The sequence below is a fragment of the Salinisphaera orenii subsp. halophila YIM 95161 genome (genome assembly GCF_003732545.1).
GTDB classification, from domain to species: Bacteria; Pseudomonadota; Gammaproteobacteria; order Nevskiales; family Salinisphaeraceae; genus Salinisphaera; species Salinisphaera orenii_A.
Window position 1 is genome coordinate 1 of the sequence record NZ_AYKF01000078.1, and the last position, 22,837, is coordinate 22,837.

Below are 22,837 nucleotides of genomic sequence, written 5' to 3' on the forward strand. Positions count from 1 at the left end.
TAAGTAATTGGTTGTTACTAAAGAGATTATACCGGCTTCGCCGTTCTGTTTGGTGCAATATCCGGGCTAGCTGGGTAGAACCCGTTAGACACTTTTGACGACGGTTCTTAGGTGCTGCTGAAAAACCCGTGCAATCTGCGGGATACCGGCATTCTTAGTCGAAGCTTAGTGGAGCGTGTCTGATGCGGAGTCCGGACGTATGACGTCACATACCGGGTGGCTCGGTATTGCGCCTGGACATTGAGGGGCAGCCGGCGACGTAAGAACGATGATGAAGAGCCACCGACGGACCGCCCGACTTCAAGGGCGAAGCGCGGCGCACGGACACCCACGAATGCAGGACCGACCCCGATGCCCGGCTGTATAAGAAAGCCAAGGGCCAACCCAGCCGGCTGGGTTATATCGGCCACGTGTTGACCGACAATCGACATGCCCTGGTCGTCGACGCCGAGACCACGCATGCGAGTGACACCGCCGAGGTCGATACCGCCCTCAGGATGCTGGATCGCCGATCTGGTAAACGTCGACTGACCATCGGTGCCGGCAAGCACTACGACGAGCATCGCTTCATTGACGGCGCTCGCAAGGCGTGCCTCACACCTCACGTTACTTAGAACAGCCAAGGTCGGTGATCGGCTATCAACGCCTACACCACACGCCACGTCGGCTACACCAAGTCGATCAACGCCCGGCACCGAGTCGAGACGCCATTCGGCTGGAGCAAGTACGCCCGGCCACTCCGCCAGACCATGCTATGAACCGCCCCGAGAACACTGGAGGCCCCAGCTCTTGAGAGAATGGAGCCATGAAACAAAGCAAACGATATTCACCGGAAGTGCGTCAACGTGCGGTTCGGATGGTGTTCGACCATCAGGGCGAGTATGCCTCGCAGTGGGCGGCTATGGGATCGATCGCGGGCAAGATCGGTTGCACGCCTGAGACATTGCGTAGCTGGGTTCGCCAGGCCGAGCGTGATCACGGACTGCGCGACGGCCAAACCACCGACGAGCGCGAGCGCGTCAAGGCGCTTGAGCGCGAGAATCGCGAGTTGAAGCGCGCCAATGAGATTCTGCGCAAGGCCTCCGCGTATTTTGCTCAGGCGGAGCTCGACCGCCGACGCTAACCATGGTGGCTTTTATCGACGATTATCGCGACGTCTACGGCGTCGAGCCGATCTGCCGTGTTGTGCCGATCGCACCGTCGACGTATCGCGCGATCAAGGCCCAACAAACCGATCCGAGCCGCCAATCAGCCCGGGCGCGGCGTGACGCCGAACTGCGCGACGCCATGACCCGAATCTGGGATGACAACTTTCAGGTCTATGGCATGCGCAAGGTCTGGCGTGTCTTGCAGCGCGAAGGCTGGGCCGTGGCTCGCTGCACGGTCGAACGCCTGATGCAACAGATGGGCCTACAAGGCGCTGTGCGCGGCCGCACGCCGAAGACGACTGTTTCTGATGCCGATCAGCCCAGCCCGGCTGATTGGGTCAAACGTGCGTTTACAGCGTCTCAATCCAATCGATTGTGGATCTCGGATTTCACTTATGTGGCGACCCAGAGTGGCTTTGTCTATGTCGCCTTCGTGATCGACGTGTTCGCACGGCGCATTGTCGGCTGGAAAGCCAGCAGCACGCCGAATACCGTGCTCGTGCTCGACGCACTGGAGCAGGCCATCTGTGATCGTATGCCGGGGCGCGAGGCGGCACTGATTCACCACAGCGATCGAGGCGTGCAATATTTATCGTTTCGGTATGCCAAGCGTCTGAGCGATGCCGAGATCACGCCCTCGGTCGGGCGCGTCGGCAACGCCTACGACAACGCCATGGCCGAGACCGTAATCGGCCTGTTTAAAACGGAAGTCATCCGCCAACGCGGACCATGGCGCGGCGTCGCGGACGTCGAATTCGCCACGCTCGAATGGGTCGATTGGTTCAACCATCGGCGCTTACTCGAGCCGATTGGCTATAGGCCACCGGCTGAAGCGGAGCGCATGTATTATCAGCAAAACACCGAGTCAGCCATCGCGGCATGACTCAAACCCACGAGCCTCCGAAAAACTCGGGGCGGTTCACTACGCGGCCTGGACAAGGCAAGCTGGTGTTTACCATTTATAACCTGATACAGACGGCCGCATTGGAGGTACATGAACACGAGCCATAGCGGACGGTGCCTGAAAACCGGGATTTGCCGCCTGTGAGCCCGCGGATCGATCAGAAAATGACCGGAAGCCGAGTCGGAAAGTTCGACAGATAAAACTTGCGCAACAATTCGGGCGCTATTTCAGCAAGACCCTTAGACCTCTTACTTATCGCGTGCAATTCCGGACTTTATGACAAAACGCAAGACCGTCGGGCAAAGCCATACGCTCTGCTGATCGGCACATTGTTTGAACGCCAAGTCGGAGCGAACTTGGCTTCAACGCCGGACTGAATAAACCATCCGGCCCACAAAAAAAATGGGGCGAGCTCCGCCACTGTGCGAGGCCGAGGAGAACGATCCGATGAGCAAAAAACAGACAACATTCAGGCAGAAGTACCGTGATGCAACGCCGTTCTGGTACCGCGGTGAAGCCCATCTGGCGTTCACACTGATCTTCACGGTCGGCGTGATCATCTACTGTGCTTTTCAGATTGAAAATGCCACGTTCTGGCAATGGGCCGTGGTCGTGCCGATCTTCTTGTTCGGGAACTACGTCGAATGGGCCGCGCACCGCTACATCCTGCATCAGCCGATTAAGGGCTTGCGCATGATCTATAAGCGCCATGTCCAGACCCATCATCGCTTCTTTACGCATGACGATTTGTCATTTGAAGACCAGAAGGACTGGCGGGCACTGCTCTTTCCGCCTTTTGCTCCGGTGATGTTCGTATTGAGCGCGGTGCCAATTGCGCTGCTGATTAGCTGGATTTGGACCGCCAATACAGGCTATATCACCGTAATCACCATGGCTGGTTACTTTCTGATGTACGAAGGCTTGCATACGCTTTCGCACATTGAGGATAGTCCATTCTTAGACAAGTTGCCGCTGGTTAACACGGTGCGTCGTATGCATGTCACCCATCATCACCCGGCGCTCATGCAGCAGCGCAACTTCAATCTGACGTTTCCCATATGTGACGCGCTATTCGGCACCAGTGATCTCAAGCGCGGCCTATGGGGCACGTTATTTAACGGTAATAATGAAGCGTATATGGACCCACAAGATCGCCGTCGCTTCGACGAATATAAAGGGGGGAAGGACGAGACATGGCCGCCTGAAGAAGCGGTAAACGACGAGAGTAAGTAAGGCTGCGTCGCAGTTTGAGGAACTGTTAATGAAATTCAAAAAAAGTATTATCGAAGTACTGTTGGTCTCTTTCGTACTGGCTTTTAGTGCGTCGGCCGCCGCCAAAGATCTGCGCCTCGGTCTTATCGTGCCGAACTCGCATGCGTGGACCGCCGCAGCCCGGTCCATGGCCAAGGACTTGAAGGAGCAATCCGACGGCAAATACACCGTCAGCATTTATCCGTCAGGCCAGCTGGGTAGCGAGGCGCGCATGCTGCAGCAGCTGCAGACCGGCGCCTTGGATATGGCCTTTTTGACGCTGGCCGAAATCACGAATCGTGCACCCGAATTCGGCGCATTCTACGAGCCTTACTTGGTCGAGAATGTCGAACAAGCCGGGGAACTCCTCAACGGCCCGACGGCGACGAAGATGCTCGATAACTTGCCATCCGAAGCGGGCGTTGTCGGGGTCGGCTACGGCATTGCCTCGATGCGCGTCATGTTGACGAACTTCCGGGCTACGAGCGCAGAGGATCTGAGCGGACGCAAGATACGAATCACACCTTTTCCTCCGGTTCGGGATTTTTACAATCTGCTGGGTGCCGCGTTCACACCCATGCCGCTACCCGACGTGTACGACGCGTTGGCTAATGGCCAGGTCGACGGCGTCGATGCTGACATGGAGCTGGTCTGGAAATTGAAGCTCTACCAGCGCGCCCAGACAGTGTTGAACTCGAATCACATGATGTTTCCCGTCATCGGGCTCGTGTCCGGTCGCCTCTGGGCGCAGCTTAGTGAATCGGATCGAAAACTGATTTCTGGCGTGGCCAAGAAGCATCTCAACGCGCTGTTTCCGAAATACACGAAAATACAGGCCGAGATGACCCGCAACGTCAAGAATGCCGGTGTCGACGTGGTGGATGTCGGTCCGGATTTCTTTGGCGACGTCACGGACGAATGGGACGTGCAGTGGACCCGCAAAGCGCCCGTGTTGAAAGACTTGAAGGCCGAAGCGGCGGCGATAAAACGCGAGGACGCGCCGCAATAGCGCAACGAAAGAGCGTGCGCGCCATCGACGTGTGTCATGTCGGCAGCCAGCGAAGACGATAAATGATAATCCGCTCAATCCATGCGCTCAGTGATTTGATCGCGCGCTGCGAAGGCTTGGTGCTCCGGGCCTTGGTCTTGGTGCTACCGGTGATGGTGCTGATAAATGTCACGGGCCGAGCGTTTCGGTCACCGGTTTACTGGATGGACGAACTTGCCGTGCTCAGCATGTGCTGGCTGGCAATCATCGGGATGTCGCTCACGCTTAAAACGCGAGATGCGGTCGCCGTGACCATGGTGCAGGATGCATTGCCGCCGCGGCTGACCAAACTGCTTCGTGTGCTATCGGACGCGATCGTATTGGGATTTGCGATCGCACTCGTGGTGTTTTGCTATCTCTGGTTCGATCCACTACTGCTCGTAAAGGTCGATTTCGATCTCAAGGCATTCGCCGCGCAATCGTTCAACTACGTCTATGACGAGCCTACTTCCACGCTCGGCGTACCGATGTTCTGGTTCTGGCTGATCGTGCCGGTCGCTGCTTGTACTTGTGCGGTGCATGCGTTGTCCAATTTGCTGCGCACCCTCTTGCAGCAACCGGCCGCCCCCGCATCCGACTCTCCGATTGCCTCGAGCGGAGCGGATACGTGATACCTGCCGTATTTGTCGCATTGTTGCTTATCGGGCTGCCGATCGCTCTGGTACTGGCAGTGACCGCGATGGTCTATATCTATACCAGCGGCAATTCCGTGTTGTTCCTATCGTTTCCGCAGCAATTCTTTGGCGGTTTGAAGAACTACGGGTTGTTGGCCATTCCGCTGTTCATGATGGTCGGCGAGTTGATGAACGAGGGCGGCATTACGCGTCGACTCGTCGCTTTTGCATCGGTGTTCGTCGGCGCGGTTCGGGGTGGGCTCGCATATATCAACATCATCGCCAACATGGTGTTGGCGTCCATCGTCGGCTCGGCCAACGCGCAAGTCGCGGTGATGGCGCAGGTCATGGTCCCCGAGATGGAGAAAAAAGGCTACGACCGTGGTTTCGCGACTGCGACCACCGCTGCCGGCGCGTTGCTCGCTCCGGTCATTCCGCCTTCGATGTTGTTCGTTATTTTCGGTGTGTTGGCGCAGTTGTCGATCGGCGACTTGTTCATTGCCGGAATCATTCCCGGCCTGATGATGGCCGTAGGCTTCATCGTCGTCATCGCCTTGTTGGGGCTGCGCTACAACTATCCTGCGAGCGAGCGTCTGAGTCGTTCCGAGAAGATCGCCAACGTCATGGCGAGTATTCCGTCGCTGGTGGTCCCGACGGTGATGATCGGCGGAATTCTCCTCGGCTTGACCACGCCCACGGAAGCGGCTGCGGTTGGCGCAGCAATGGCCGCTCTGGTAGGCCGGTTCATCCACGGGGAGATGAAATTAGACCGCTTGGGTGACATGTTGCTGCGTGCTGCGCTCAACAGCAGCGTCGTGCTGGTCCTGGTTGCAGCGGCTGCCGTGTTCGGTTGGGTGATCGTCTACGAAAACGTACCTCAGCAGCTTGCGGACTTGATGCAGAACCTCACCTCGGATCCCTTTATTTTCATGATGCTGGTCATGGGATTGCTGTTGTTGGTGGGGATGGTGCTTGATGGCATCGCCGCACTCATTCTACTGGTGCCGATCCTGTTGCCGGTGGCGACGAACGTCTACGACATCAACCCTTATCACCTCGGTGTCGTGATGTGCATCAACTTGACGCTGGGGCTGCTGACCCCGCCGGTGGGCGCGGCGCTTTACGTGGCAGCGCGTGTGACCGGCTGCAAGCCGGGCGACATCGTTCGGCCGCTGTTGCCATTTCTGCTGGTGACGATGCTGATTCTAGTGATTATCTGCTGGCAGCCGGCGCTTGTGACCGGGTTCGTGAATTACTGACCGAACGGTTTGGGCGTAATAACTACGGGCAATTCAAAGGAGCGCTTTGTATGAATCGATTGGAGGGAAACGTAGCCATCGTCACCGGTGGCGCGCAGGGGATCGGGGCGGCCTATGCCCATGCGTTGGCCGCAGAGGGTGCACGGATCGTGATCGCCGACGTGTTGGACGGCACCGCTGTCGCCCAAGCGATCGAAGCCGAGGGCGGACAGGCAATATCGGTTTGGACCGACGTGTCGGACGAAGCGTCGACGCAGGCGATGGTCGATGCCGCAGTCGAACGGTTTGGGCGGGTCGACATACTTGTGAATAACGCGGCTATCTACGCCTCTCTGTCCCTTAAATCGTTCGAGAAGATCGATATCGCCGAATGGGACAAGGTCATGGCGGTCAACGTGCGGGGCCCGTTCATCTGTGCCCGGGCGGTCGTTCCGGTCATGCGGGAGAACGGCTATGGCCGCATCGTGAATATTTCATCCGGAACCCCGTTCAAGGGTACGCCCAATCTCATGCACTACGTCACATCCAAGGGGGCGATTCTGGCTCTGACGCGCGCTCTCGCCCGCGAAGTTGGTGGCGACGGCATATGTGTCAACACGCTGGCACCGGGCCTGGTACTCAGCGAAGGCGTGATCGAGAACGCCGATATGCGTGATGCGTTGACCGCGCCGGTTCTCGCCAGTCGTGCGATCAAGCGCGACCAGATGCCGGAAGATTTGATCGCACCGCTGATTTTTCTCTCCTCCACCGACTGTGCATTCATGACGGGCGAGACGGTGGTCGTCGACGGCGGGTCGGTCATGCACTGACCTGAATGTCGGGCTAGTGAATGAGCCGTGCGGCAGAGGTTTCAGCGCAGCGTACAGGAGTCGAACATGAGCGATATGACGACACTGCATTACATCAATGCAAAGGCAGTTTCATCGGAGAACAATGCAATTGCCGAAAGTTTCAATCCCAATAATGGTGAGCTGGTCGGCACGTTCGCCGACGGCGGCCGTCGGGAAGCAGAGGCCGCGGCGGAGTCGGCTCGACACGCATTTTTCGCCTCCGACTGGGCTCAACAGCCACGCCAGCGTGCAGCGGTCCTTCTCGCATTCGCCGAAGGCGTGGAAAAGCGACAGCGCGAGCTGGCGACTCTGATGGCCCAGGAAACCGGAAAGCTTTTCAAGGCCGCCTGGGCTGAATTGTCGGGCACCGTGTCGGAGCTGCGTTTCTACGCCGGCCTGGCGCGAACGATCTTCGGTCGAACCACGGAAGTCGAGCCGGGCTCGTTATCGTTGCTCATGCGAGAACCCGCCGGCGTTGCGGGAATCATAGTGCCGTGGAATGCGCCTGCGATTCTGCTGGTTCGTTCGTTGGCGCCCGCCATGGCGGCGGGCTGCACCAGCGTCGTCAAGCTCTCGCCGCAATCGGCGCTGTTCCAGAGCGCGTTGCTGCAGTGTCTTGCAGAAATCGACAGTCTGCCCGCGGGCGTCGTCAACTGGTTTGCCGAAACAGGCAGACAAGGCGGCGAAGCGTTGGTCGATTCGCCGCACGTGGATGTCATCAGCTTTACCGGCAGTTCGCCGGTGGGTCAGGCGATCATGGCGTCCGCGGCCCCGACGCTGAAACGTTTGAATCTTGAACTCGGCGGCAAGGCACCGTGCGTGGTGTGTGCCGATGCCGACCCACAGGCAATCGCCCCGCGTTTGGCGGCCGCTGCAACGATCGCCTCGGGGCAGCAGTGCACCGCTGCCGATCGTGTGCTGGTGCACGAGAGTCTGCTCGATCCGATGCGCGATGCGCTGGTTTCGGCATTACGAGCCATACGGGTTGGCTCGGCCATGGCAGAGGACAGCCAGATGGGGCCGCTGATCGATTGTGAGAGTCGCGACCGCATTCGACAACGGGTCGATCAATCACGCGCTGACGGAGAAGTGATTCTGGAAGGGGATATTCCCGCGCATACACCCGAAGGCGGCGCATTTCTTTCACCCAGTCTGGTTGAAGTCGAAGACGTCAATTCACCCTGCATCCAGGAAGAGTTCTTCGGGCCCATCTTGAATCTGGAAAGTTTCGATACGGATGAAGAAGCCGTGTCGCGGGCAAACGTAAGCCGGTTCGGACTGGCAGCGAGTGTTTGGACTCACGACGGCGCTCGCGCGATGCGAATTTCGCGTGCTCTGCGTAGCGGCACCGTGTGGATCAACGATCACAACAAACTTTTTCCGGAAGCCGAGACTGGCGGGTTCGGAGCGAGCGGCTTCGGGCGCCTGCACGGGGCTGAAGCCATGATGGAGTTTCTGGAAACCAAACATGTGTATCAAGACGTCGGGCGTATCAAGGGCGCCGATTTCGATTAGAGCGCAATGTCACTTATGACCTATATCGCAACATTTTTGGATCAGACGATGATTGAATTTTTGTTACGCATCGGCGGCACGAGGTCGTGTCGAGGAGTTCACGAATGAGTGCCGGTACACAAGCGGTGACGTCGCTGCGCGCCTGGTTGGAGCGCATGGCCCATACAGACCGTCTCGCCGTTACGAAATCCGGCGTTGCGCTGCGTTATGAGGTTGCCGCGATCGCCAAGCGCCTGGATGGCCACCAAGCGGTCGTGTTTCCAGAGCCAGACGGCCACGCTATTCCCGTGGTATCGGGGCTTGTGGCGCGCCGGGCGTGGATTGCCGAGGCGATGGGCGTGAGTGAGTCGGCCATGTTGTCGCACTTCCAGCACGCGGCCAGGAATCCATTGCCGTGGCGCGAAATCGCGGATGCGCCGGTACAGGCTGAAGTGCATCACAGCGTCGACCTGAAGCGCATGCTGCCCGCGCCGACTCACAACGAGCACGATAGCGGGCCGTATATCACCGCGGGTCTTTTGATCGCGCGTAATCCGCGCACCGGGGCGCAGAACGTATCGATCAACCGCTGTCAGATCAGCAGCGAAAACCGTATGGGCGTGCTGATTCTGCCGCGCCATGCGCACGCGTTCTACGAGTCCGCCGAAGCGGCAGGCGACGCGCTGGAAGTGGCAGTGGTGATCGGCGTCGACCCGATGACTCTGCTCGCGTCCCAGGCCATCGTGCCGATCGACCACGATGAGTTGGAGATATCGGGCGCATTGCGGGGCGCGCCGCTTGATGTGGTCAAGTGCGTGTCCAACAACGTTCGCGTGCCGTCCGAAGCCGAAATCGTGCTCGAAGGCCGCATGTTGCCGACCGTGCGCGAGCCGGAAGGCCCGTTCGGTGAATTTCCGCAGTATTACGGCCCCCGTGCCGATCGCCACGTAATGGAAGTCGACGTGATCACGCACCGCGAGCGGCCCTTGTTCCACACTATCGTCGGCGGCGGTCTCGAGCACCTGTGGCTGGGTGGCATTCCTCGCGAGGCGACGCTGCTCGATCACTTGCAGCGCAGCTTTCCGAGCGTCGTCGATGTGCACCTGCCGGTGGGCGGCGTTTGCCGTTACCAGCTGATCGTGCAGATCGAGCAGCGCCAGGAAGGCGAGGCCAAGAACGTGATCATGGGCGCATTTGCCGGTCATTACGACATCAAGCAGGTGATCGTCGTGGACCGCGACGTGAACATGCACGACCCCAACGAAGTGCAGTGGGCGATTGCGACGCGTTTCCAAGCGGACCGTGATCTGATGATGATTTCGAATGCTCAGGGGTCGAAGCTTGATCCGTCGGCACGCGACGGCGTCAGCGCCAAGCTGGGGCTGGACGCGACTGTGCCGATGAGCGCTGAGCCGTTCGATTTCACGCGTATCCGCGTGCCGGGAGAAGACACCGTGGGTCTGGGCGAATGGCTGGCCGAGGATCCCTTGGCTCGGCTCGAATCGGTGCTGGGGTCATGACGCCGAGCGCGACTCCGAAAGCGCGCATGGTCGTCGGTATCACCGGCGCGTCGGGAATCGTGCTCGCGATCCGCTTGCTGGAAACGTTGCGGCGGTTGGATATCGAGTCACACCTGGTCATGAGCCGGGCCGCGAAGATGACGCTGCGCTACGAGACCGACCGCAAGGCAGCCGATATTCATGCGCTCGCGGATGTCGTGCACGCCATCCGCGATATCGGTGCGCCCATTTCGAGCGGCTCGTTTCGCACCCTCGGGATGATCGTCGTGCCTTGTTCGATGAAGACACTCGCCGAGGTCGCAACGGGGGTGACCGGCACGCTGCTTTCGCGTGCGGCCGACGTAACGCTCAAGGAACGCCGTAGGTTGGTACTGATTCCCCGCGAGACCCCGCTCCACGCCATGCACCTGCGCAACATGCTCACCGTGACCGAGATGGGCGGCGTGATCGCGCCGCCGGTGCCGGCTTTCTATAACCGGCCGGAGAGTCTCGACGACGTCGTCGATCACTTGGTCGCGCGCGCACTGGATCTGTTCGGCCTCGATGCCCAACTGATGCAGCGCTGGGGTGAAGACGAATAAGAAACGAGCGATCGGAGGAGATGGAACATGAATATTAAACGTCTTATACAGGCCGTGATAATCGGTTCGAGTGTGGCGGTGACCGCGGTATCCAGCGCGCAGGCACAGGCCGACGAGCCGGTGAATTTGCGGGTGACATCATTCCGCCAGGGCTCGAGTTGGTACGTATATGGCGTGACGCTGGGCGAACTGCTGCGTCGTCACCTGCCCAAGGGCTCGACCATCGATACACCGCCGCTGGGCGGTGGCACAGCGAATCCGCTGCTGATCGAGCGTGGCCGCGCAGATATAGGCCTGAGCTTTTCGGTCGTGAACCGCTGGGCGCGCGAAGGCACGGAGCTGTTCGACGCACCGCAGGACAAGCTGCGTGCCCTGATCGGCGGGCTGGATCAGTATTATCTGGGCATTGTCGCGAACAAGTCAAACGCCGGCCCGACACTCGACAGTTATGTGAACGACACGGTTTCGGAGCCTCGCGTGATGTTATTGCGCAAGGGCAGTTTCGGCTCCTTTGCCGGTGAACAGATACTTGGCGAGATCGGCGCCGATGAAAACGCCGTGGAAGATCGCGGCGGCCGCTATACGTTCACCGATTTCTCGACGGTGAAGTCGGCGTTTCCGGCCGGCCGTACCGACCTGTTCATCCAGGTTATAACCCGCGGCCATCCAGCGATCACCGAGATCGCAGAAACGAGCGACGTGTCGTTCCTCGAACCCAAGGCGTCCACGCTCGACGCCATGAAGAGCAAGCACGGCTGGGAACAAGCCACGCTCGATGCCGGCGCGTTTCGGGGTCAGGACAAGCCGCTGACGCTGCCTGGCACGACGAGCACGATCATCGTGTCCGCGGATATGTCGGATGAGCTGGCGTATCAGATCGTCAAGACGGTTTGTGAAAATCAGGATGCGTTCCGCGCCGGGCACAAGGCGCTACAGAACTTCGACTGCGCGACCAAGGCCTGGAAGTCCGAGAATCTCGGGCTGCCGCTGCACGAGGGCGCCAAGCGCTACTACCGTGAACAGGGCTGGTTGAAATGAACCTCGCGCGAGCGCTCGACCGGACATGAGTGAATCGTCAGATACCTCTGCGAATACCGATAGCGAGCAGAAACCGGCGGATGCGCTGGCCCTGGGCGGCTGGCGTGATCTGTGTCGTCCGGCGCCGCTGGTCGCGCTCGCTTGGGCGTTGCTTCAGCTGCTCATCTTCGTTTGGCCGGACATGGACATCATGGTGCGGCGTGCCGGCCACGTCGCATTCGCCACGGCCCTGACATGCCTGTTGATGGGCAAGGTGACCGGTTTTATGGCGGGGCGGTGGTTCTACCGCGCGCTCGCCTGTATCGCGCTGTTGCCGCCGATCTATATTTTCATCGAGCTGGATCGGATCTACGATCGGATTGTGCAGCTCGATCCGGTGCTGATCGGCGACTATGTGTTTGCCTGTGCCATGCTGGTGTTGCTGCTCGTGGCGGCGCTGCGTCGTGCCGGCTTGGGTATGTTCGTGCTGGCCGTTGTGTTCATTGCCTATCAGCTTTTCGGCGGCGACATGCCGGGCGTGCTCGGGCACAACATGTCCGGTTTTTCGACGTTCATCGAGGTTCTGTTTCTGACTGAGCGGGGGATATTCGGTATCCCCACTGCGGTCTCGGCTGAAATCGTATTCTATTTCATATTATTTGCCGGCATCTTCGATGCCTATGGCGGCGGCCAGCTGATTGTGGATCTGGCCATGCGTTTGACCGGTCGGCAGGTGGGTGGCCCGGCGAAGGCGTCGGTGATCGCATCGGGACTTACGGGCAGCGTGTCCGGCAGCGCCGTCGCCAACGTCATGAGCACGGGCATCTTCACCATTCCGTTGATGCGCCGGGTGGGCTACAACTCCACCTTTGCGGCGGCCACGGAGTCCGTGGCGTCCACTGGTGGTCAGATCCTGCCGCCGGTGATGGGAGCGGGTGCGTTCATCATGGCCAATTTCCTGCAGATTCCTTATCAAGAGGTGGTTCTGGCTGCCTTGGTGCCGGCCCTGCTGTATTTCGCGAGCCTGCTGTTCGTGGTGCATTACCGCGCACGGCGTGATGAGATCAGCATGCTCGGCGCGGATGAGGTGGGCGACTGGCGCGTTGCCCTCAAGGCGCGCTGGCATCTGCTGGTGCCGTTGATTTGGCTGGTGGTGGTCATCGTCTCCGGGTTGGCCGTCGCCGAAGCCGCCGTTCAGGCGAGCATCTTGACCGTCGTCATTGGCACGCTGCGGCGTGGAACACGCCAACGGCCGCTTGAAATCATCCAGGCTTTGGTACGAACCAGCGAGCGGGCTCTGTCCGTGGCGCTGCCCTGTGCGGTGGCAAGCGTGATCGTTGCGGTGATCGCGTTCACCGGTTTGGGTACGAAGTTCACGTCGCTGATTGTGGCCATGTCGTCAGGGAGCCTGGCCCTTGCGCTGATTCTGTCCGCGCTTGGCAGTTTAGTGCTGGGCGCAGGCATGCCGACCACATCGGCTTATATTATGGCAGCGGTGCTTATAGCTCCCGCGCTAGTCAACTTCGGTCTCGACCCGACCGTTGCGCACCTATTCGTGTTCTATATTTCGATCATGTCGATGGTCACACCGCCCGTGGCTCTGGCCGCCTATGCAGCGTCCACGATTTCAGGTAGCCGTCCAGGGCCGACCGGCTGGTGGGCGTTCTATCTCGCAACGCCGGCGTTGGCTATTCCGTTCGCCTTCACCTTGCACCCCGAACTGGTTACCTGGTCTTCCGCGAGTGGTTTGGCATGGGCCCTGTTGCAAGTGGTCACTGCGTGCTGGGCGCTGGCTGTTGCCGTCCCGGGCTGGCTTGGGCGGTCATTGCACTGGGCCGAGCGCGGCATGTTCGCGGGCGCGGGCATCGCCTGCTTCCTGCCGTTGATGTGGCTCTCGATCGCCGGGTTTTTCGTGCTCGCTGCGTTGGTTGGCGTGATACGCCTTGGCGCCTCCTCATCCGGTGCCGCCGCCGGGGGCGCATCCAACGAGCGGCAACGACGGGGCCAGTCGAGGTAAAGGTCGTCGGCGACTAGTCGGTGCGATTACTCATCGATCCGGGCGGCGGGGGGACATCGTCGGGCACGAAGAAGTCGGGCCAGAGGTCCTGGCTGGCATCCACGGCGTACTGATCGAAATCGGTGACGCCGTGCTCGTGGAGCAGTACGTCGTCGATGCAGAATCGTCCGGTGAACGTGCGGCTGTCGCGCGTTAGCACGAGATGCGCGGCGTCGGCCACGATCTCGGGCTTGCGACAGTGCGCCATCATTTCCTCGCCGCCGATCAGATTGATCGCCGCCGTGGCGATGCCGGTCCGCGGCCAGAGCGCGTTGAAGGCGATGCCGTCATCGGCGAATTCCTCGGCCATGCCGAGCACGCACAGGCTCATGCCATATTTCGCGATCGAGTAGGCCACATGCGGGGCGAACCATTTCGGCTTCATGTCCAGCGGCGGCGAGAGCATGAGCACGTGCGGATTCGCGGCTTTCTTCAGGTAGGGGATGCATTTCTGGCTGACCAGGTACGTGCCGCGCGTGTTGATCTGGTTCATCAGATCGTAGCGCTTCATCGGCGTTTCTTCGGTGCCGGTCAGCGAGATGGCGCTGGCGTTGTTCACGCAGATATCGATGCCGCCGAAATGTTCGGCAGTGTGGCGTACCGCGGCTTCGACCTCGTCCTCCTCGCGGATGTCGCAGACGATCGGCAAGGCCCGGCCGCCCGCGGCCTCGATCTGCTCGGCGGCGGTATGGATCGTGCCGGGCAGCTTCGGGTGCGGTGTATCGGTCTTGGCCGCGATCGCCACGTTGGCGCCGTCGGCCGCGGCGCGCAGGGCGATGGCCAGGCCGATGCCGCGCGAAGCGCCGGAAATGAACAGGGTCTTGTCGCTCAGTCCGTTCATGGCTATGCCTCGGTCGGAGGTGGGTACGGGTTCAGCCGCGATCGCCGCGGGAGGGCAACGCGAAACGCATCACGCGATCGATCAGCCACGGCGACAGGCCGCCGGGGGCCAGCCGACTGGCGCGCATGAGCATCCGGTACGATAGCCCCGGCACCACCTGCGACTTGCGGCCCAGGCCCTTGAGGCCGGCTGCGACGACGTCCTCGGCGTTCATGATCGAGGCCCGCAGGGGCGACGGCCAGCGGCTGGGGTCGACGTCCGCGTGTTCGAGAAACTCGCTTTCCGTCAGCCCCGGGCACAACGAAACCACGTCCACGCCGTCGCGGGCGAGCTCCTCGTGCAGGCCTTCGCCGAGGTAGCGGTTCCAGGCCTTGGTCGCACTGTAATGCGAGAACTGCGGCGTGGGCACGATGCCGGCGATGGAGGCCAGCATGATGATGCCGCCGCGGCGATCGTCGCGCATGCGCGAGCCGAAATGATGCGCCAGAATCAGCGGGGCCCGGCAGTTGAGGGCGAGCATCCGGAGTTCGTCGTCCAGATCATGGTCGAGGAAGTCGCCGGTGACACCCGCGCCGGCGTTGTTGACCAGAAGCCCGATGTGGCGCGTGCCGAGCGCCTCGGTCAGCGGGGTCAGGAAATCCGGGTCGGTGAGGTCGGCCGCGATCGTGAGCGTGCGCACGCCGTGCCGGGCCTCGATCTCCTTGCCGAGGGCCGCCAGTCGGTCGCGCCGACGGGCCACGAGGGCGACATTGAGCCCGCGGGCCGCGATCTGGCGCGCGAACTCGGCGCCGATGCCGGCGGAGGCGCCGGTGACGAGAGCCCAGGGGCCGTATTGTTCCGCGAACGCCATGCGTCGAGTCCTCCGTTGCCGGTCAGGCGCCGCTCCAGTTCAGCCAGAGCAGGCCCGCGTTGAGATAGACGGCGTAACTCACCCAGGCCAGATAGGGCGCGAGCAGCACGCCGGCGAGTCGGTCCGCGCGCCAGAACGCGGCCAGAGTGGCCGCCAGCGCGATCCAGAGCGCGACAATGACCAGCAGCGCCCAGCCCAGCGCCTGGGCGCCGAAGGCGATCGGCATCCACAGGGCGTTGAGTGCCAGCTGGAGTGCGAACAGGCCGAGCGCGGCCCCCACGCCGGCCGTGCGCCAGACCCGCCAGGCCGCGACGGCCATGGCGATGTAGAGCAGCGTCCAGGCGATCGGAAACGCCACGTCCGGCGGCGTGCCGGCGGGCTGGTTCAGGCTTTCATACCAGACACCGGGCGGGAAAATCGCCCCCGTCAGAGAGGTCAGCGCCACCGCGATGCCGCAGATCAGCGCGGCGCGGACACCGTGGAATCGTTCAGGCATGGAAGACACCCCGCCGGGTCGGAACCCACCATGTGAAACCGAAGATCAGTGTGGCCATGATGGTCACGCCCCAGCCGATGCGGCGTTCGCGCACGGCGATGAAGGCCAGCGGGAATTCGAGCATGTGCAGCATGATCACGATCGCCCACAGCTGCGCGACCGGATGGGCGAAACCCTGGCTTGCATAGAGATACACGCCGAAGGCATGCAGCACCAGCGTGATCAGGTTGCACGCCAGCCAGAAACGGCGATTGTCGGCGAGTGCGCCCATCCGCTCAGCTGGCCGCGGCGGTACTGTCCGCGAGCATGGTCAGCAGCAGCCGCGGGATGGCATCCGAGGTGCCCAGATACGGCGCGATCTCGATCCGGACGTCCGGATGCTCCGCCTGCTTGCCGGACACCGCGTCCGGAATGTCCTCGCTCACGTGCCGCCCGGCGGCGAGAAAATACGGCAGTACCGTCACCTGGGTGGCGCCGGCGTCGATCAGGCGCTGTATGCCGCCCGGGATGTCGGGCTCGGCGAGCTCGAGGAACGCGCAGTCGATGAGCGCGAAGCGCGCATCGTCCGCTTCGCGCACGCGGGACGTCAGATCACGGACTTCGTCGTTGGAGGCCTCACGGCGGCTGCCGTGGGCCACCAGCAGGAGAGACTTTTTCATGCTCTGGATGGTATCAGACAGCGGCGCGGGTGCTTGTTAGACTATTCGCCCTCATCGCAATGCCGGTGGTCCATCATGCAGATGCCCTCCAACGAACCCGTCACCTTCCAGCGCGACTGCGAGGCCGTGCTGATCCCGGCCGGCGACACGGTCGAGATCCCGGTGGGCACGCACGGCAACATCACCCAGGCACTGGGCGGCTCGTTCACCGTCTATATCGCCGGCAATCTGATCCGGATCGCCGGCGAGAATGCCGACGCCATCGGCCAGGAGGTGCCCGAGCCCCTGACACTGCCGGACGGCGCCGGGGACGACGACGTCGAACGGATCGTCTGGGAGCAGATGCGGACCGTGTTCGACCCGGAGATTCCGATCAATCTGGTCGATCTCGGCCTGATCTATCGCTGCGACTTCGATCACAGCGATCCGGAGGCCCGGGTGGTCCACATCGACATGACGCTGACGGCGCCGGGCTGCGGCATGGGCGACATCCTCGTCGACGACGTGCGCAGCAAGGTGCGGATGGTGCCGACGATCGGCCAGGTCAACGTCGAACTGGTCTTCGAGCCGCCGTGGACGATGGAGATGATGAGCGACGCCGCCAAACTGCAGGTCGGCATGCTCTGAAGCCGCCGTTGCCCGGGCGGGCAGCGACGATCCCGTGGGCTTGTTTGCGTGCTAGCCGCGGGCGCGGGACGCAACCGTCCTATTTCCGTTCCCGAGCGCGGCGAGGTCGCGCGCCCGGAACCGGCGACGATGAACGGTACCGGGCGGTCGCCGGCCCGGATCCGGCGACCGCCGCGCAAGGCTAGAAGCGGGACGTGAAGCCCACCACGACCGTGCGCTCGGGCCCCGGCCGGATCCCGTTCACGTAGTCGGTGATGAACTGCTTGTCGGTCAGGTTCCGGCCCTGGATCCAGACGGTGGTGTCGGCGAAGCCCGTGTCCGGCAAGTCATAGCTCGCACGCGCTGACAGCAGGGTGTGATCCGGAATCTCGCCGAGTACCGCCGGTTCGCGGATCTCCACCGAGCCGGTCGGCCGCGCCAGATTGTCCGGATCGATCGGATTGCCGTCCTCGTCGGCCACGGTCAGTGTCGGCGCGTTGCCGCTGCCCGCGAAAAAGCTGTCGAGATAGTGCAGGCTCGCGCTCACCCGCCACCCGGTCCGGTGCTCCAGGCCAAGGGTGAACGTGCCCACGTGATTGGGCACCTGGGGCACGTCGTTGCCGTCGAGATCACCGCTGGTGAATTCGGCCCTGGTGTAGTTGTAGGCCAGTTCGCCGAAGACGTTGTAGTCGGAGTCGAGGTGGAAGGCGCGGCTGTCGATGCGGGCGCTCAGATCCAGGCCGTATGAATAGGAGTCGGCCGCGTTGACCACGAGATTGTCGCCGTCGATGGTGATCGGCTCCTGCACCACCGTGTCCTGGATGCGGTTGTAGAACACCGCGCCCTCGAGGCGCGTGCCGCGGATCGCCGTGGTGCGAAAGCCGAACTGGCTGTTGACGCCGGTTTCGGGCTCGAGCGGGAAGTCCTCGGCCGTGCGTGCGAACGCCGGCGTGTAGCCCCGTCCGACGTTGGCGAACAGCTGTGTTTCCTCGAAGCCCTCGTAAAGCAGGCTGATGCTGGGCAGCACGAGGGTGTTGTCGTCCTTCTCCCGCGGTGAGCCGGGTTCGGAATCCTCGAAGATCACCTCCCGTTCCTGGGTGTAGCGTTCCACCCGCACCCCCGGCGTGAGGGTGACGTCGCCGATCCGGATCGCGTTCTGGACGAAGCCGGAGATCGCATCGGCGTCGTACTCGGTCAGCGAGCTGCCTTCGCCGGTGGTCGGCTCGAACACGCCGATGCCGGCGCGGCCGCGGTTGCTTTCGTCCAGCAGCTCGCCGGTGCCGCCCACCGGTTCGCGATCGCTGAACTCGTGCCACTCGTAGCGCACGCCCCATTGCAGCGTGTGCTCGGCGCCCAGCGCCTCGAGGTCGGTCAGCTGGAAGCGCGACTCGGCGCCGTGGGTCTTGTAGGTGCGGTCGCGGCCGATCATGACGCCGCTGGCACCGCGTTCGAAGAAGAAGGCCGGATCCTCGTAGCCGTCGCGGCTGAAATCCGGCGAGCCGTCGACCACGTCGACCTCGTCCGGCTCGACGGTGAAGCGCGGCCGCTCGAGGTCGGTGTGGAACAGTCGGGTCGAGATCGACAGCCGGTCGGTCGGCCGCCAGTCGTGGGTGAGGTCGTACTTGAAGTAGTTGACCGAGATGTTGTTGTAGCGCTGCGCGAACCGGCCGCGCTTGCTGCGCGGGCTGCGGTCGTACTCGGCGGGTAGCAGATTGCTCTCGTCGTAGTGCGAGCGTTCGCGGAAGTAGACGAAGGAAAAGCCGAGATCGTGACGATCGTTGATCGCCCAGTCGGCGCTGGCGAAGAAGTCGTCGTACTGGAAGTCCTCGACGTCGAAGCTGCCGTCGGCGTTCATGCCGGTATAGGCGAACACCGTGCCCACGGGCCCGTCCGTGCGCGTGTGCATGATGTGACGCTTGAACGTGCCCTGACCGCCGGCGCCGAGCTTGATGGTGGTCTCCGGCGTTTCGGTGGGCTGCTTGTTGCGGAAGTTGACGATGCCGTGGTTGTTGAGCGGGCCGTGCAGCACGTGCCCCGCGCCCTTGAGCACGTCCACCCGCTCGAGGCGTTCGACCGGCGGCGTGTAGTGCGCGCTCGGATCGATGTAGGTCGAGCCGTTGATCGGTACGCCGTCCTCCAGCAACAGGGTCTTGCGCGATCGCCGGGTCGGCGCACCGCGCACCGCAATGCCCGAGCGGCGCCCGAGCACGTCGTCATACACGGTGCGCACGCCGGCGGCGTAGTCGAGCCCGTCCATTAGCGTGTACGGCTGCTTTTCCTCGAGCTCGTCGTCGTAGAGCGTGGCCGCCGCCCCGGGGGTTTCGGTGATGTCGGTCGGCACCGTCTCCTCGACGTTGATCGGTGCCAGCATGCCGCGCTTGCGCTCCTCGGCGAATACCGGCACCGCTTCGAACATCAGCCCCGAGCAGGCCATGACGGAGACCGCGCCCCAATTCCTGGAGCGCACGGTTGTCGTGCGTTGCATACCCTCGTCCTTCTGTCGCTTATAGTTATCGGCCCGCCGGACGGCGGCACCGGGACGAATCTAGCGTGGCCGCGGGTGCGCCACCATGGGAAAACTTCCCGACAGAACGGCGCGGGCCGCCCGCGTGTCGGAAGGTGCGCCCGGCCGTGCCGACCGCGGCCCGGTCGGCGTCAGTACGACGGCGGCGCGGCCCCCGCGGTGGCGGCACCGAACAGACGTCGGACCAGGACGCGCTGGGCGTCCAGGGCCTCGCGGGTCGCTTCGGCCGGATCACGGGTGGCACGCAGTGCGGCGAAGCCCTCGGCCAGCAGGACATGGGTTTGGCCCATGCCGAAGCCGCGCGCCGGCGCGCGGGCGGCCTTGAAGGCCCACCAGGCGGCGCGATTGTCGGCGAAACCGGCCAAGCGCTCGATGAGCTCGCCCACCCAGGCCAGCTGGCGCTCGCGTTCGGCGGCCTCGCCGACCCGCCGGAAGGCGCGGACATAGCCGATGGGCGTGATCGTCACCGGGTATCGGCCGTCGAGCAGGGCGGCGGCCAGCGCCCGGTCCAGCCGATCGGCGCTGGCCTGCAGCCGTGCGGCCACGATCAGCGGCCGCAGATCGCTCATGATGCGGCCGACGCGGGCGACGGTCCGGTCGGGATCGTCGGTGAGCTCCGACCAGTCGGCCTCGAGATAGAAACTGCGGCTGAGGAATCGCAGCAGCGCCGCGCCGTCGTGACGCGCGGCGTGGTCGCGGTGGCGGGCCGCGACGTGGTCGGCCTGCCAGCGGCGCACCCGCTCGATCTGTTCGGCCAGGCCTGGCCGCTCGGGCGTTTCGCACTGCGCCCGTTCGGTGCGCAGCTCGGTCAGCGCCCCGCGCAGGGTGTCGGCGTCGTTCACCGGGCCGCGTCCGGTACCCGGATGCGCGCGAAGGCGGGCGCGGTGAGGCTGCCCAGATAGAGGCTGTCGCCGACGCGCTCGACGCTGGTGATGGGCGCGAAGGCGCGCTCGCCGGCGTCGCGGAGATTGGCGATCACGCGGGCATCGGTGTCCAGCCCGACCACGTGGCCGACATGGGCCGGCTGCGGCTGGAGTTCCCGCGGCAGGTCGTGGACGATCGCCCGCAGCCACGGCTTGTCGGCGGCGAAATCCAATAGTGGATCGCGCGGGGCGAACAATGCCAGCCAGAACGTGCCCTCGCCGTCGAAGGACAGCCCGTCCGGGAAGCCGGGCAAGTTGTTGATGAAGATGTCGCTCTGGCCGGCTCGGTCGCCGGTGAGCCAGTAGCGACAGATCCGGTAGCTGCCGGTCTCGACCACGAGCACATAGGCGTCGTCGGGCCCCACGGCGACCCCGTTGGCGAACTGCAGGCCGCCGAGCAGGACGGTCGTGCGGCCGGTGTCCGGATCGTATTTCAGCAGTCGGCCGTGGCCGCCGTGCTCGAGCAGATCGGTGCGGTAATCCGACTGGCCGTAGCGGCTGGAGGCGTCGGAAAAATAGATCTGGCCGTTGTCGGCGACGTCGACGTCGTTGGTGAAGGCGAACGGGGTGCCGTCGGCCCCGCTGGCCAGCACCGTGATGTCGCCCTCGGCGTCGATCGCGAGCAGGCCCTTGTCGGCATCCGCCACGATCAGGGTCTGATCGGCGCGGTCGCCGCCGTCTTCACTGTCGTCGTCGTCGCCGGACCCGGCCTCGTCGCTGCGCGGCACCGGCCCTTCGGCGAACGCCAGTCCCAGGGGGCGGCCGTTGGTCGTGGCGAAGACCTCGCTGTCGCCGCCGTCGGCGTCGAAGCGGCGGATGGTGCCGTCGGCGTAGCCGGCGTACAGCCGCCCCTGGGCGTCGCTCGCCACATCCTCCGGGCCTTCGGCCACGCCGTGTGCCATGCGGGTCTCGCCGGACAGGTCACTGCTATCGTCGAAGGCCGCCTCGGCGTCGGCCAGCGGCGGCGGGTCCCAGGCCTGCGGCTCGAACGACGACGGCCAGAACACCGCATAGGCGGCCCAGCCGGCCACCGCGAGTACGGCGAGTGTCAACAGTTTCTTCATGCGGTCCTCGATGGACGATCGTGCCGCGGCGGCGCCCCGTGATTCCGTATACTCGGCCTCAACACGAAAACCACGCATTATCCATATATGAGCGCTGAGGTCTCGTCCGAACTACACGCCAAGCGGCGCGCCGGGCTGGCCCGCATCGAGCGTCTGGCCTGGTGGCTCGACGACGCGGTGCGGGTGCCGGGCATCGACCGGCGGGTCGGTGTCGACGGCATCATCGGTCTGGTGCCCTTCGTCGGCGACCTGGTGGGCGCCGCGCTGTCCAGTCTACTCGTGATCGAGGCGGTTCGGCTCGGGGCGCCCAAGCGCGTGTGGGCGCGCATGGGGCTCAACATGGGGCTGGATTTCGTCATCGGTCTGGTACCCGTGTTCGGCGATCTGTTCGACTTCTACTGGAAATCGAACCGCCGCAACGAGCGTCTGATGCGACGCTGGCTGGAGTCTGCGACGACCACCGAGACCGAGCCCCGCTCGCGCTGGCCGGGGGCGCTCGGCCTCACCCTCGGCCTGGCCTGCGCGCTGACCGCGACCACGGTGCTCTGGCGCGCCGTGTTTGTATGAGCGGCGTCGACGTCGGTGACACGGCACCGCCGATCCGGCGCCGCGCGCACGATGGACGCGTCGTGGACACGCGGGCGGCGATCGGCGCCCATCCGGTCGTGGTGTACTTCTATCCGCGCGACGCCACGCCGGTGTGCACCCGTCAGGCCTGCGGATTCCGCGATCGCCTGGACGCCTTTGCCGCGCTGGATGCCGAAGTCATCGGTGTCAGCGCCGACGACGACGCCAGCCACCGGGCGTTCGCGGCCCGTCACGGACTCGACTTCGCGCTCGTGGCCGATACCGACGGCGCACTGTCGAGGGCCTTCGACGTCGGCCGTGCGCTGGGGGTGCTGGCCAATCGTGTGACCTTTGTCATCGATCGCGACGGCGTCGTCCGGCTGCGGTATCAGGCCCAGCTGGCGGCCGCGCGCCACGTCGACCGCGCCATGGCCACGCTGCAGTCGCTGTCCGGCCGGGCGTAGTCGGCGTTGCGGCTAGGTGCGCTGCGGCGCGCCGCTGCCGCCGCAGCATGCGCGCCGTCCCGTCGCAGCGTCGCCGGCAGGCAGCTCGAATGCCCGGGCGCTCGAGGCGGCGACGCCCCGT

Annotated in this window: 23 protein-coding genes and 1 other annotated feature; of the genes, 15 read left to right on the forward strand and 8 right to left on the reverse strand. The window is 63.3% G+C overall.

The features are described from left to right. Positions 1 to 413 precede the first annotated feature (413 nt). From SAHL_RS17515 to SAHL_RS08635, 12 genes are all read left to right on the forward strand, one after another. Complete coding sequence (locus SAHL_RS17515) at positions 414 to 614, forward strand: hypothetical protein (protein WP_148045524.1); 201 nt, start codon at positions 414 to 416, stop codon at positions 612 to 614. 191 nt (positions 615 to 805) lie between these two features. Then, positions 806 to 2,031 (forward strand): IS3 family transposase gene (locus tag SAHL_RS08585; RefSeq protein ID WP_123591004.1). Its coding sequence is split into 2 segments (ribosomal slippage): positions 806 to 1,091 and positions 1,091 to 2,031, totalling 1,227 coding nucleotides; the frame shifts between segments, so codons are not numbered across the junction. Further along, positions 1,084 to 1,200, forward strand: a sequence feature (AL1L pseudoknot). It overlaps the preceding gene by 117 nt. Positions 2,032 to 2,499: 468 nt before the next feature. Beyond that, positions 2,500 to 3,285 carry a sterol desaturase family protein gene (locus tag SAHL_RS08590; protein ID WP_123591005.1) on the forward strand — a complete coding sequence of 262 codons (786 nt, stop codon included), beginning with the start codon at positions 2,500 to 2,502 and terminating at the stop codon, positions 3,283 to 3,285. A 28-nt stretch (positions 3,286 to 3,313) separates the two neighbouring features. Continuing rightward, entirely contained in the window at positions 3,314 to 4,312 is a 999-nt protein-coding gene (locus SAHL_RS08595; protein WP_123591006.1) for a TRAP transporter substrate-binding protein, read from the forward strand. A 152-nt stretch (positions 4,313 to 4,464) separates the two neighbouring features. Next, positions 4,465 to 4,962 (forward strand): TRAP transporter small permease, encoded by a 498-nt coding sequence (locus tag SAHL_RS08600; protein ID WP_281272995.1) that lies wholly within the window; start codon positions 4,465 to 4,467, stop codon positions 4,960 to 4,962. Next, entirely contained in the window at positions 4,959 to 6,224 is a 1,266-nt protein-coding gene (locus SAHL_RS08605; RefSeq protein ID WP_123591008.1) for a TRAP transporter large permease, read from the forward strand. The genes SAHL_RS08600 and SAHL_RS08605 overlap by 4 nt, the downstream gene beginning before the upstream one ends. Before the next feature lie 50 nt (positions 6,225 to 6,274). After that, positions 6,275 to 7,033, forward strand: a complete 759-nt coding sequence (locus tag SAHL_RS08610; protein ID WP_123591009.1) for an SDR family NAD(P)-dependent oxidoreductase — start codon at positions 6,275 to 6,277, stop codon at positions 7,031 to 7,033. Between the two features lie 75 nt (positions 7,034 to 7,108). Then, positions 7,109 to 8,569: an aldehyde dehydrogenase family protein gene (locus SAHL_RS08615; protein ID WP_123591042.1), complete on the forward strand. Its 1,461-nt coding sequence runs from the start codon at positions 7,109 to 7,111 to the stop codon at positions 8,567 to 8,569. A gap of 104 nt (positions 8,570 to 8,673) precedes the next feature. Continuing rightward, on the forward strand, positions 8,674 to 10,068 hold the full coding sequence (locus SAHL_RS08620; protein WP_123591010.1) for a UbiD family decarboxylase: 1,395 nt from the start codon (positions 8,674 to 8,676) through the stop codon (positions 10,066 to 10,068). 26 nt (positions 10,069 to 10,094) lie between these two features. Then, the gene (locus SAHL_RS08625) at positions 10,095 to 10,649 is read left to right on the forward strand and encodes a UbiX family flavin prenyltransferase (RefSeq protein ID WP_281272992.1); all 555 of its coding nucleotides are present in this window, start codon (positions 10,095 to 10,097) and stop codon (positions 10,647 to 10,649) included. A 27-nt stretch (positions 10,650 to 10,676) separates the two neighbouring features. Next, positions 10,677 to 11,687, forward strand: a complete 1,011-nt coding sequence (locus SAHL_RS08630) for a TAXI family TRAP transporter solute-binding subunit (protein ID WP_123591012.1) — start codon at positions 10,677 to 10,679, stop codon at positions 11,685 to 11,687. 25 nt (positions 11,688 to 11,712) lie between these two features. Further along, positions 11,713 to 13,683 (forward strand): TRAP transporter permease, encoded by a 1,971-nt coding sequence (locus tag SAHL_RS08635; RefSeq protein ID WP_123591013.1) that lies wholly within the window; start codon positions 11,713 to 11,715, stop codon positions 13,681 to 13,683. A gap of 13 nt (positions 13,684 to 13,696) precedes the next feature. Here the strand turns inward: SAHL_RS08635 and SAHL_RS08640 are convergent, their stop codons facing one another. From SAHL_RS08640 to SAHL_RS08660, 5 genes are read right to left on the reverse strand one after another with little or no spacing between them, the layout of a single operon-like run. Further along, positions 13,697 to 14,563 carry an SDR family oxidoreductase gene (locus tag SAHL_RS08640; protein ID WP_123591014.1) on the reverse strand — a complete coding sequence of 289 codons (867 nt, stop codon included), beginning with the start codon at positions 14,561 to 14,563 and terminating at the stop codon, positions 13,697 to 13,699. A 31-nt stretch (positions 14,564 to 14,594) separates the two neighbouring features. Beyond that, positions 14,595 to 15,413, reverse strand: coding sequence for an SDR family NAD(P)-dependent oxidoreductase (locus SAHL_RS08645; protein ID WP_123591015.1), 819 nt, complete (start codon positions 15,411 to 15,413; stop codon positions 14,595 to 14,597). A gap of 22 nt (positions 15,414 to 15,435) precedes the next feature. Further along, a complete protein-coding gene (locus tag SAHL_RS08650; protein ID WP_123591016.1) occupies positions 15,436 to 15,909 on the reverse strand; it encodes a TspO/MBR family protein in 474 nt (157 codons plus the stop codon). After that, positions 15,902 to 16,180 carry a hypothetical protein gene (locus SAHL_RS08655; RefSeq protein WP_123591017.1) on the reverse strand — a complete coding sequence of 93 codons (279 nt, stop codon included), beginning with the start codon at positions 16,178 to 16,180 and terminating at the stop codon, positions 15,902 to 15,904. The genes SAHL_RS08650 and SAHL_RS08655 overlap by 8 nt, the downstream gene beginning before the upstream one ends. Before the next feature lie 4 nt (positions 16,181 to 16,184). After that, the gene (locus SAHL_RS08660) at positions 16,185 to 16,589 is read right to left on the reverse strand and encodes a sirohydrochlorin chelatase (RefSeq protein WP_342782244.1); all 405 of its coding nucleotides are present in this window, start codon (positions 16,587 to 16,589) and stop codon (positions 16,185 to 16,187) included. A gap of 54 nt (positions 16,590 to 16,643) precedes the next feature. Between SAHL_RS08660 and sufT the strand changes: the two genes are divergently transcribed. After that, entirely contained in the window at positions 16,644 to 17,195 is a 552-nt protein-coding gene (sufT, locus tag SAHL_RS08665; RefSeq protein WP_123591019.1) for a putative Fe-S cluster assembly protein SufT, read from the forward strand. Between the two features lie 181 nt (positions 17,196 to 17,376). Here the strand turns inward: sufT and SAHL_RS08670 are convergent, their stop codons facing one another. The 3 genes from SAHL_RS08670 to SAHL_RS08680 form a co-directional block, all read right to left on the reverse strand. Then, positions 17,377 to 19,659: a TonB-dependent receptor family protein gene (locus SAHL_RS08670; RefSeq protein ID WP_123591020.1), complete on the reverse strand. Its 2,283-nt coding sequence runs from the start codon at positions 19,657 to 19,659 to the stop codon at positions 17,377 to 17,379. A gap of 170 nt (positions 19,660 to 19,829) precedes the next feature. After that, positions 19,830 to 20,540 carry an FFLEELY motif protein gene (locus tag SAHL_RS08675; protein WP_123591021.1) on the reverse strand — a complete coding sequence of 237 codons (711 nt, stop codon included), beginning with the start codon at positions 20,538 to 20,540 and terminating at the stop codon, positions 19,830 to 19,832. Further along, positions 20,537 to 21,685, reverse strand: coding sequence for an SMP-30/gluconolactonase/LRE family protein (locus tag SAHL_RS08680; protein ID WP_123591022.1), 1,149 nt, complete (start codon positions 21,683 to 21,685; stop codon positions 20,537 to 20,539). Before SAHL_RS08680 ends, SAHL_RS08675 begins: the two co-directional genes overlap by 4 nt. Before the next feature lie 87 nt (positions 21,686 to 21,772). On the opposite strand from SAHL_RS08680, the gene SAHL_RS08685 reads away from it, so the two are divergent. Continuing rightward, a complete protein-coding gene (locus SAHL_RS08685; RefSeq protein WP_123591023.1) occupies positions 21,773 to 22,252 on the forward strand; it encodes a DUF4112 domain-containing protein in 480 nt (159 codons plus the stop codon). Next, positions 22,249 to 22,716, forward strand: coding sequence for a peroxiredoxin (locus tag SAHL_RS08690; RefSeq protein WP_123591024.1), 468 nt, complete (start codon positions 22,249 to 22,251; stop codon positions 22,714 to 22,716). The genes SAHL_RS08685 and SAHL_RS08690 overlap by 4 nt, the downstream gene beginning before the upstream one ends. Positions 22,717 to 22,837 lie beyond the last annotated feature (121 nt).

Bases quoted from the DNA above. Each gene is read 5' to 3' on its own strand.
- SAHL_RS08650 (WP_123591016.1), bottom strand. From the start codon at position 15,909: ATGCCTGAACGATTCCACGGTGTCCGCGCCGCGCTGATCTGCGGCATC.
- SAHL_RS08625 (WP_281272992.1), top strand. From the start codon at position 10,095: ATGGTCGTCGGTATCACCGGCGCGTCGGGAATCGTGCTCGCGATCCGC.
- sufT (WP_123591019.1), top strand. From the start codon at position 16,644: ATGCAGATGCCCTCCAACGAACCCGTCACCTTCCAGCGCGACTGCGAG.
- SAHL_RS08645 (WP_123591015.1), bottom strand. From the start codon at position 15,413: ATGGCGTTCGCGGAACAATACGGCCCCTGGGCTCTCGTCACCGGCGCC.
- SAHL_RS08680 (WP_123591022.1), bottom strand. From the start codon at position 21,685: ATGAAGAAACTGTTGACACTCGCCGTACTCGCGGTGGCCGGCTGGGCC.
- SAHL_RS08655 (WP_123591017.1), bottom strand. From the start codon at position 16,180: ATGGGCGCACTCGCCGACAATCGCCGTTTCTGGCTGGCGTGCAACCTG.
- SAHL_RS08630 (WP_123591012.1), top strand. From the start codon at position 10,677: ATGAATATTAAACGTCTTATACAGGCCGTGATAATCGGTTCGAGTGTG.
- SAHL_RS08690 (WP_123591024.1), top strand. From the start codon at position 22,249: ATGAGCGGCGTCGACGTCGGTGACACGGCACCGCCGATCCGGCGCCGC.
- SAHL_RS08685 (WP_123591023.1), top strand. From the start codon at position 21,773: ATGAGCGCTGAGGTCTCGTCCGAACTACACGCCAAGCGGCGCGCCGGG.
- SAHL_RS08620 (WP_123591010.1), top strand. From the start codon at position 8,674: ATGAGTGCCGGTACACAAGCGGTGACGTCGCTGCGCGCCTGGTTGGAG.
- SAHL_RS08600 (WP_281272995.1), top strand. From the start codon at position 4,465: ATGGTGCTGATAAATGTCACGGGCCGAGCGTTTCGGTCACCGGTTTAC.
- SAHL_RS08635 (WP_123591013.1), top strand. From the start codon at position 11,713: ATGAGTGAATCGTCAGATACCTCTGCGAATACCGATAGCGAGCAGAAA.
- SAHL_RS08670 (WP_123591020.1), bottom strand. From the start codon at position 19,659: ATGCAACGCACGACAACCGTGCGCTCCAGGAATTGGGGCGCGGTCTCC.
- SAHL_RS08590 (WP_123591005.1), top strand. From the start codon at position 2,500: ATGAGCAAAAAACAGACAACATTCAGGCAGAAGTACCGTGATGCAACG.
- SAHL_RS08640 (WP_123591014.1), bottom strand. From the start codon at position 14,563: ATGAACGGACTGAGCGACAAGACCCTGTTCATTTCCGGCGCTTCGCGC.
- SAHL_RS08595 (WP_123591006.1), top strand. From the start codon at position 3,314: ATGAAATTCAAAAAAAGTATTATCGAAGTACTGTTGGTCTCTTTCGTA.
- SAHL_RS08610 (WP_123591009.1), top strand. From the start codon at position 6,275: ATGAATCGATTGGAGGGAAACGTAGCCATCGTCACCGGTGGCGCGCAG.
- SAHL_RS08615 (WP_123591042.1), top strand. From the start codon at position 7,109: ATGACGACACTGCATTACATCAATGCAAAGGCAGTTTCATCGGAGAAC.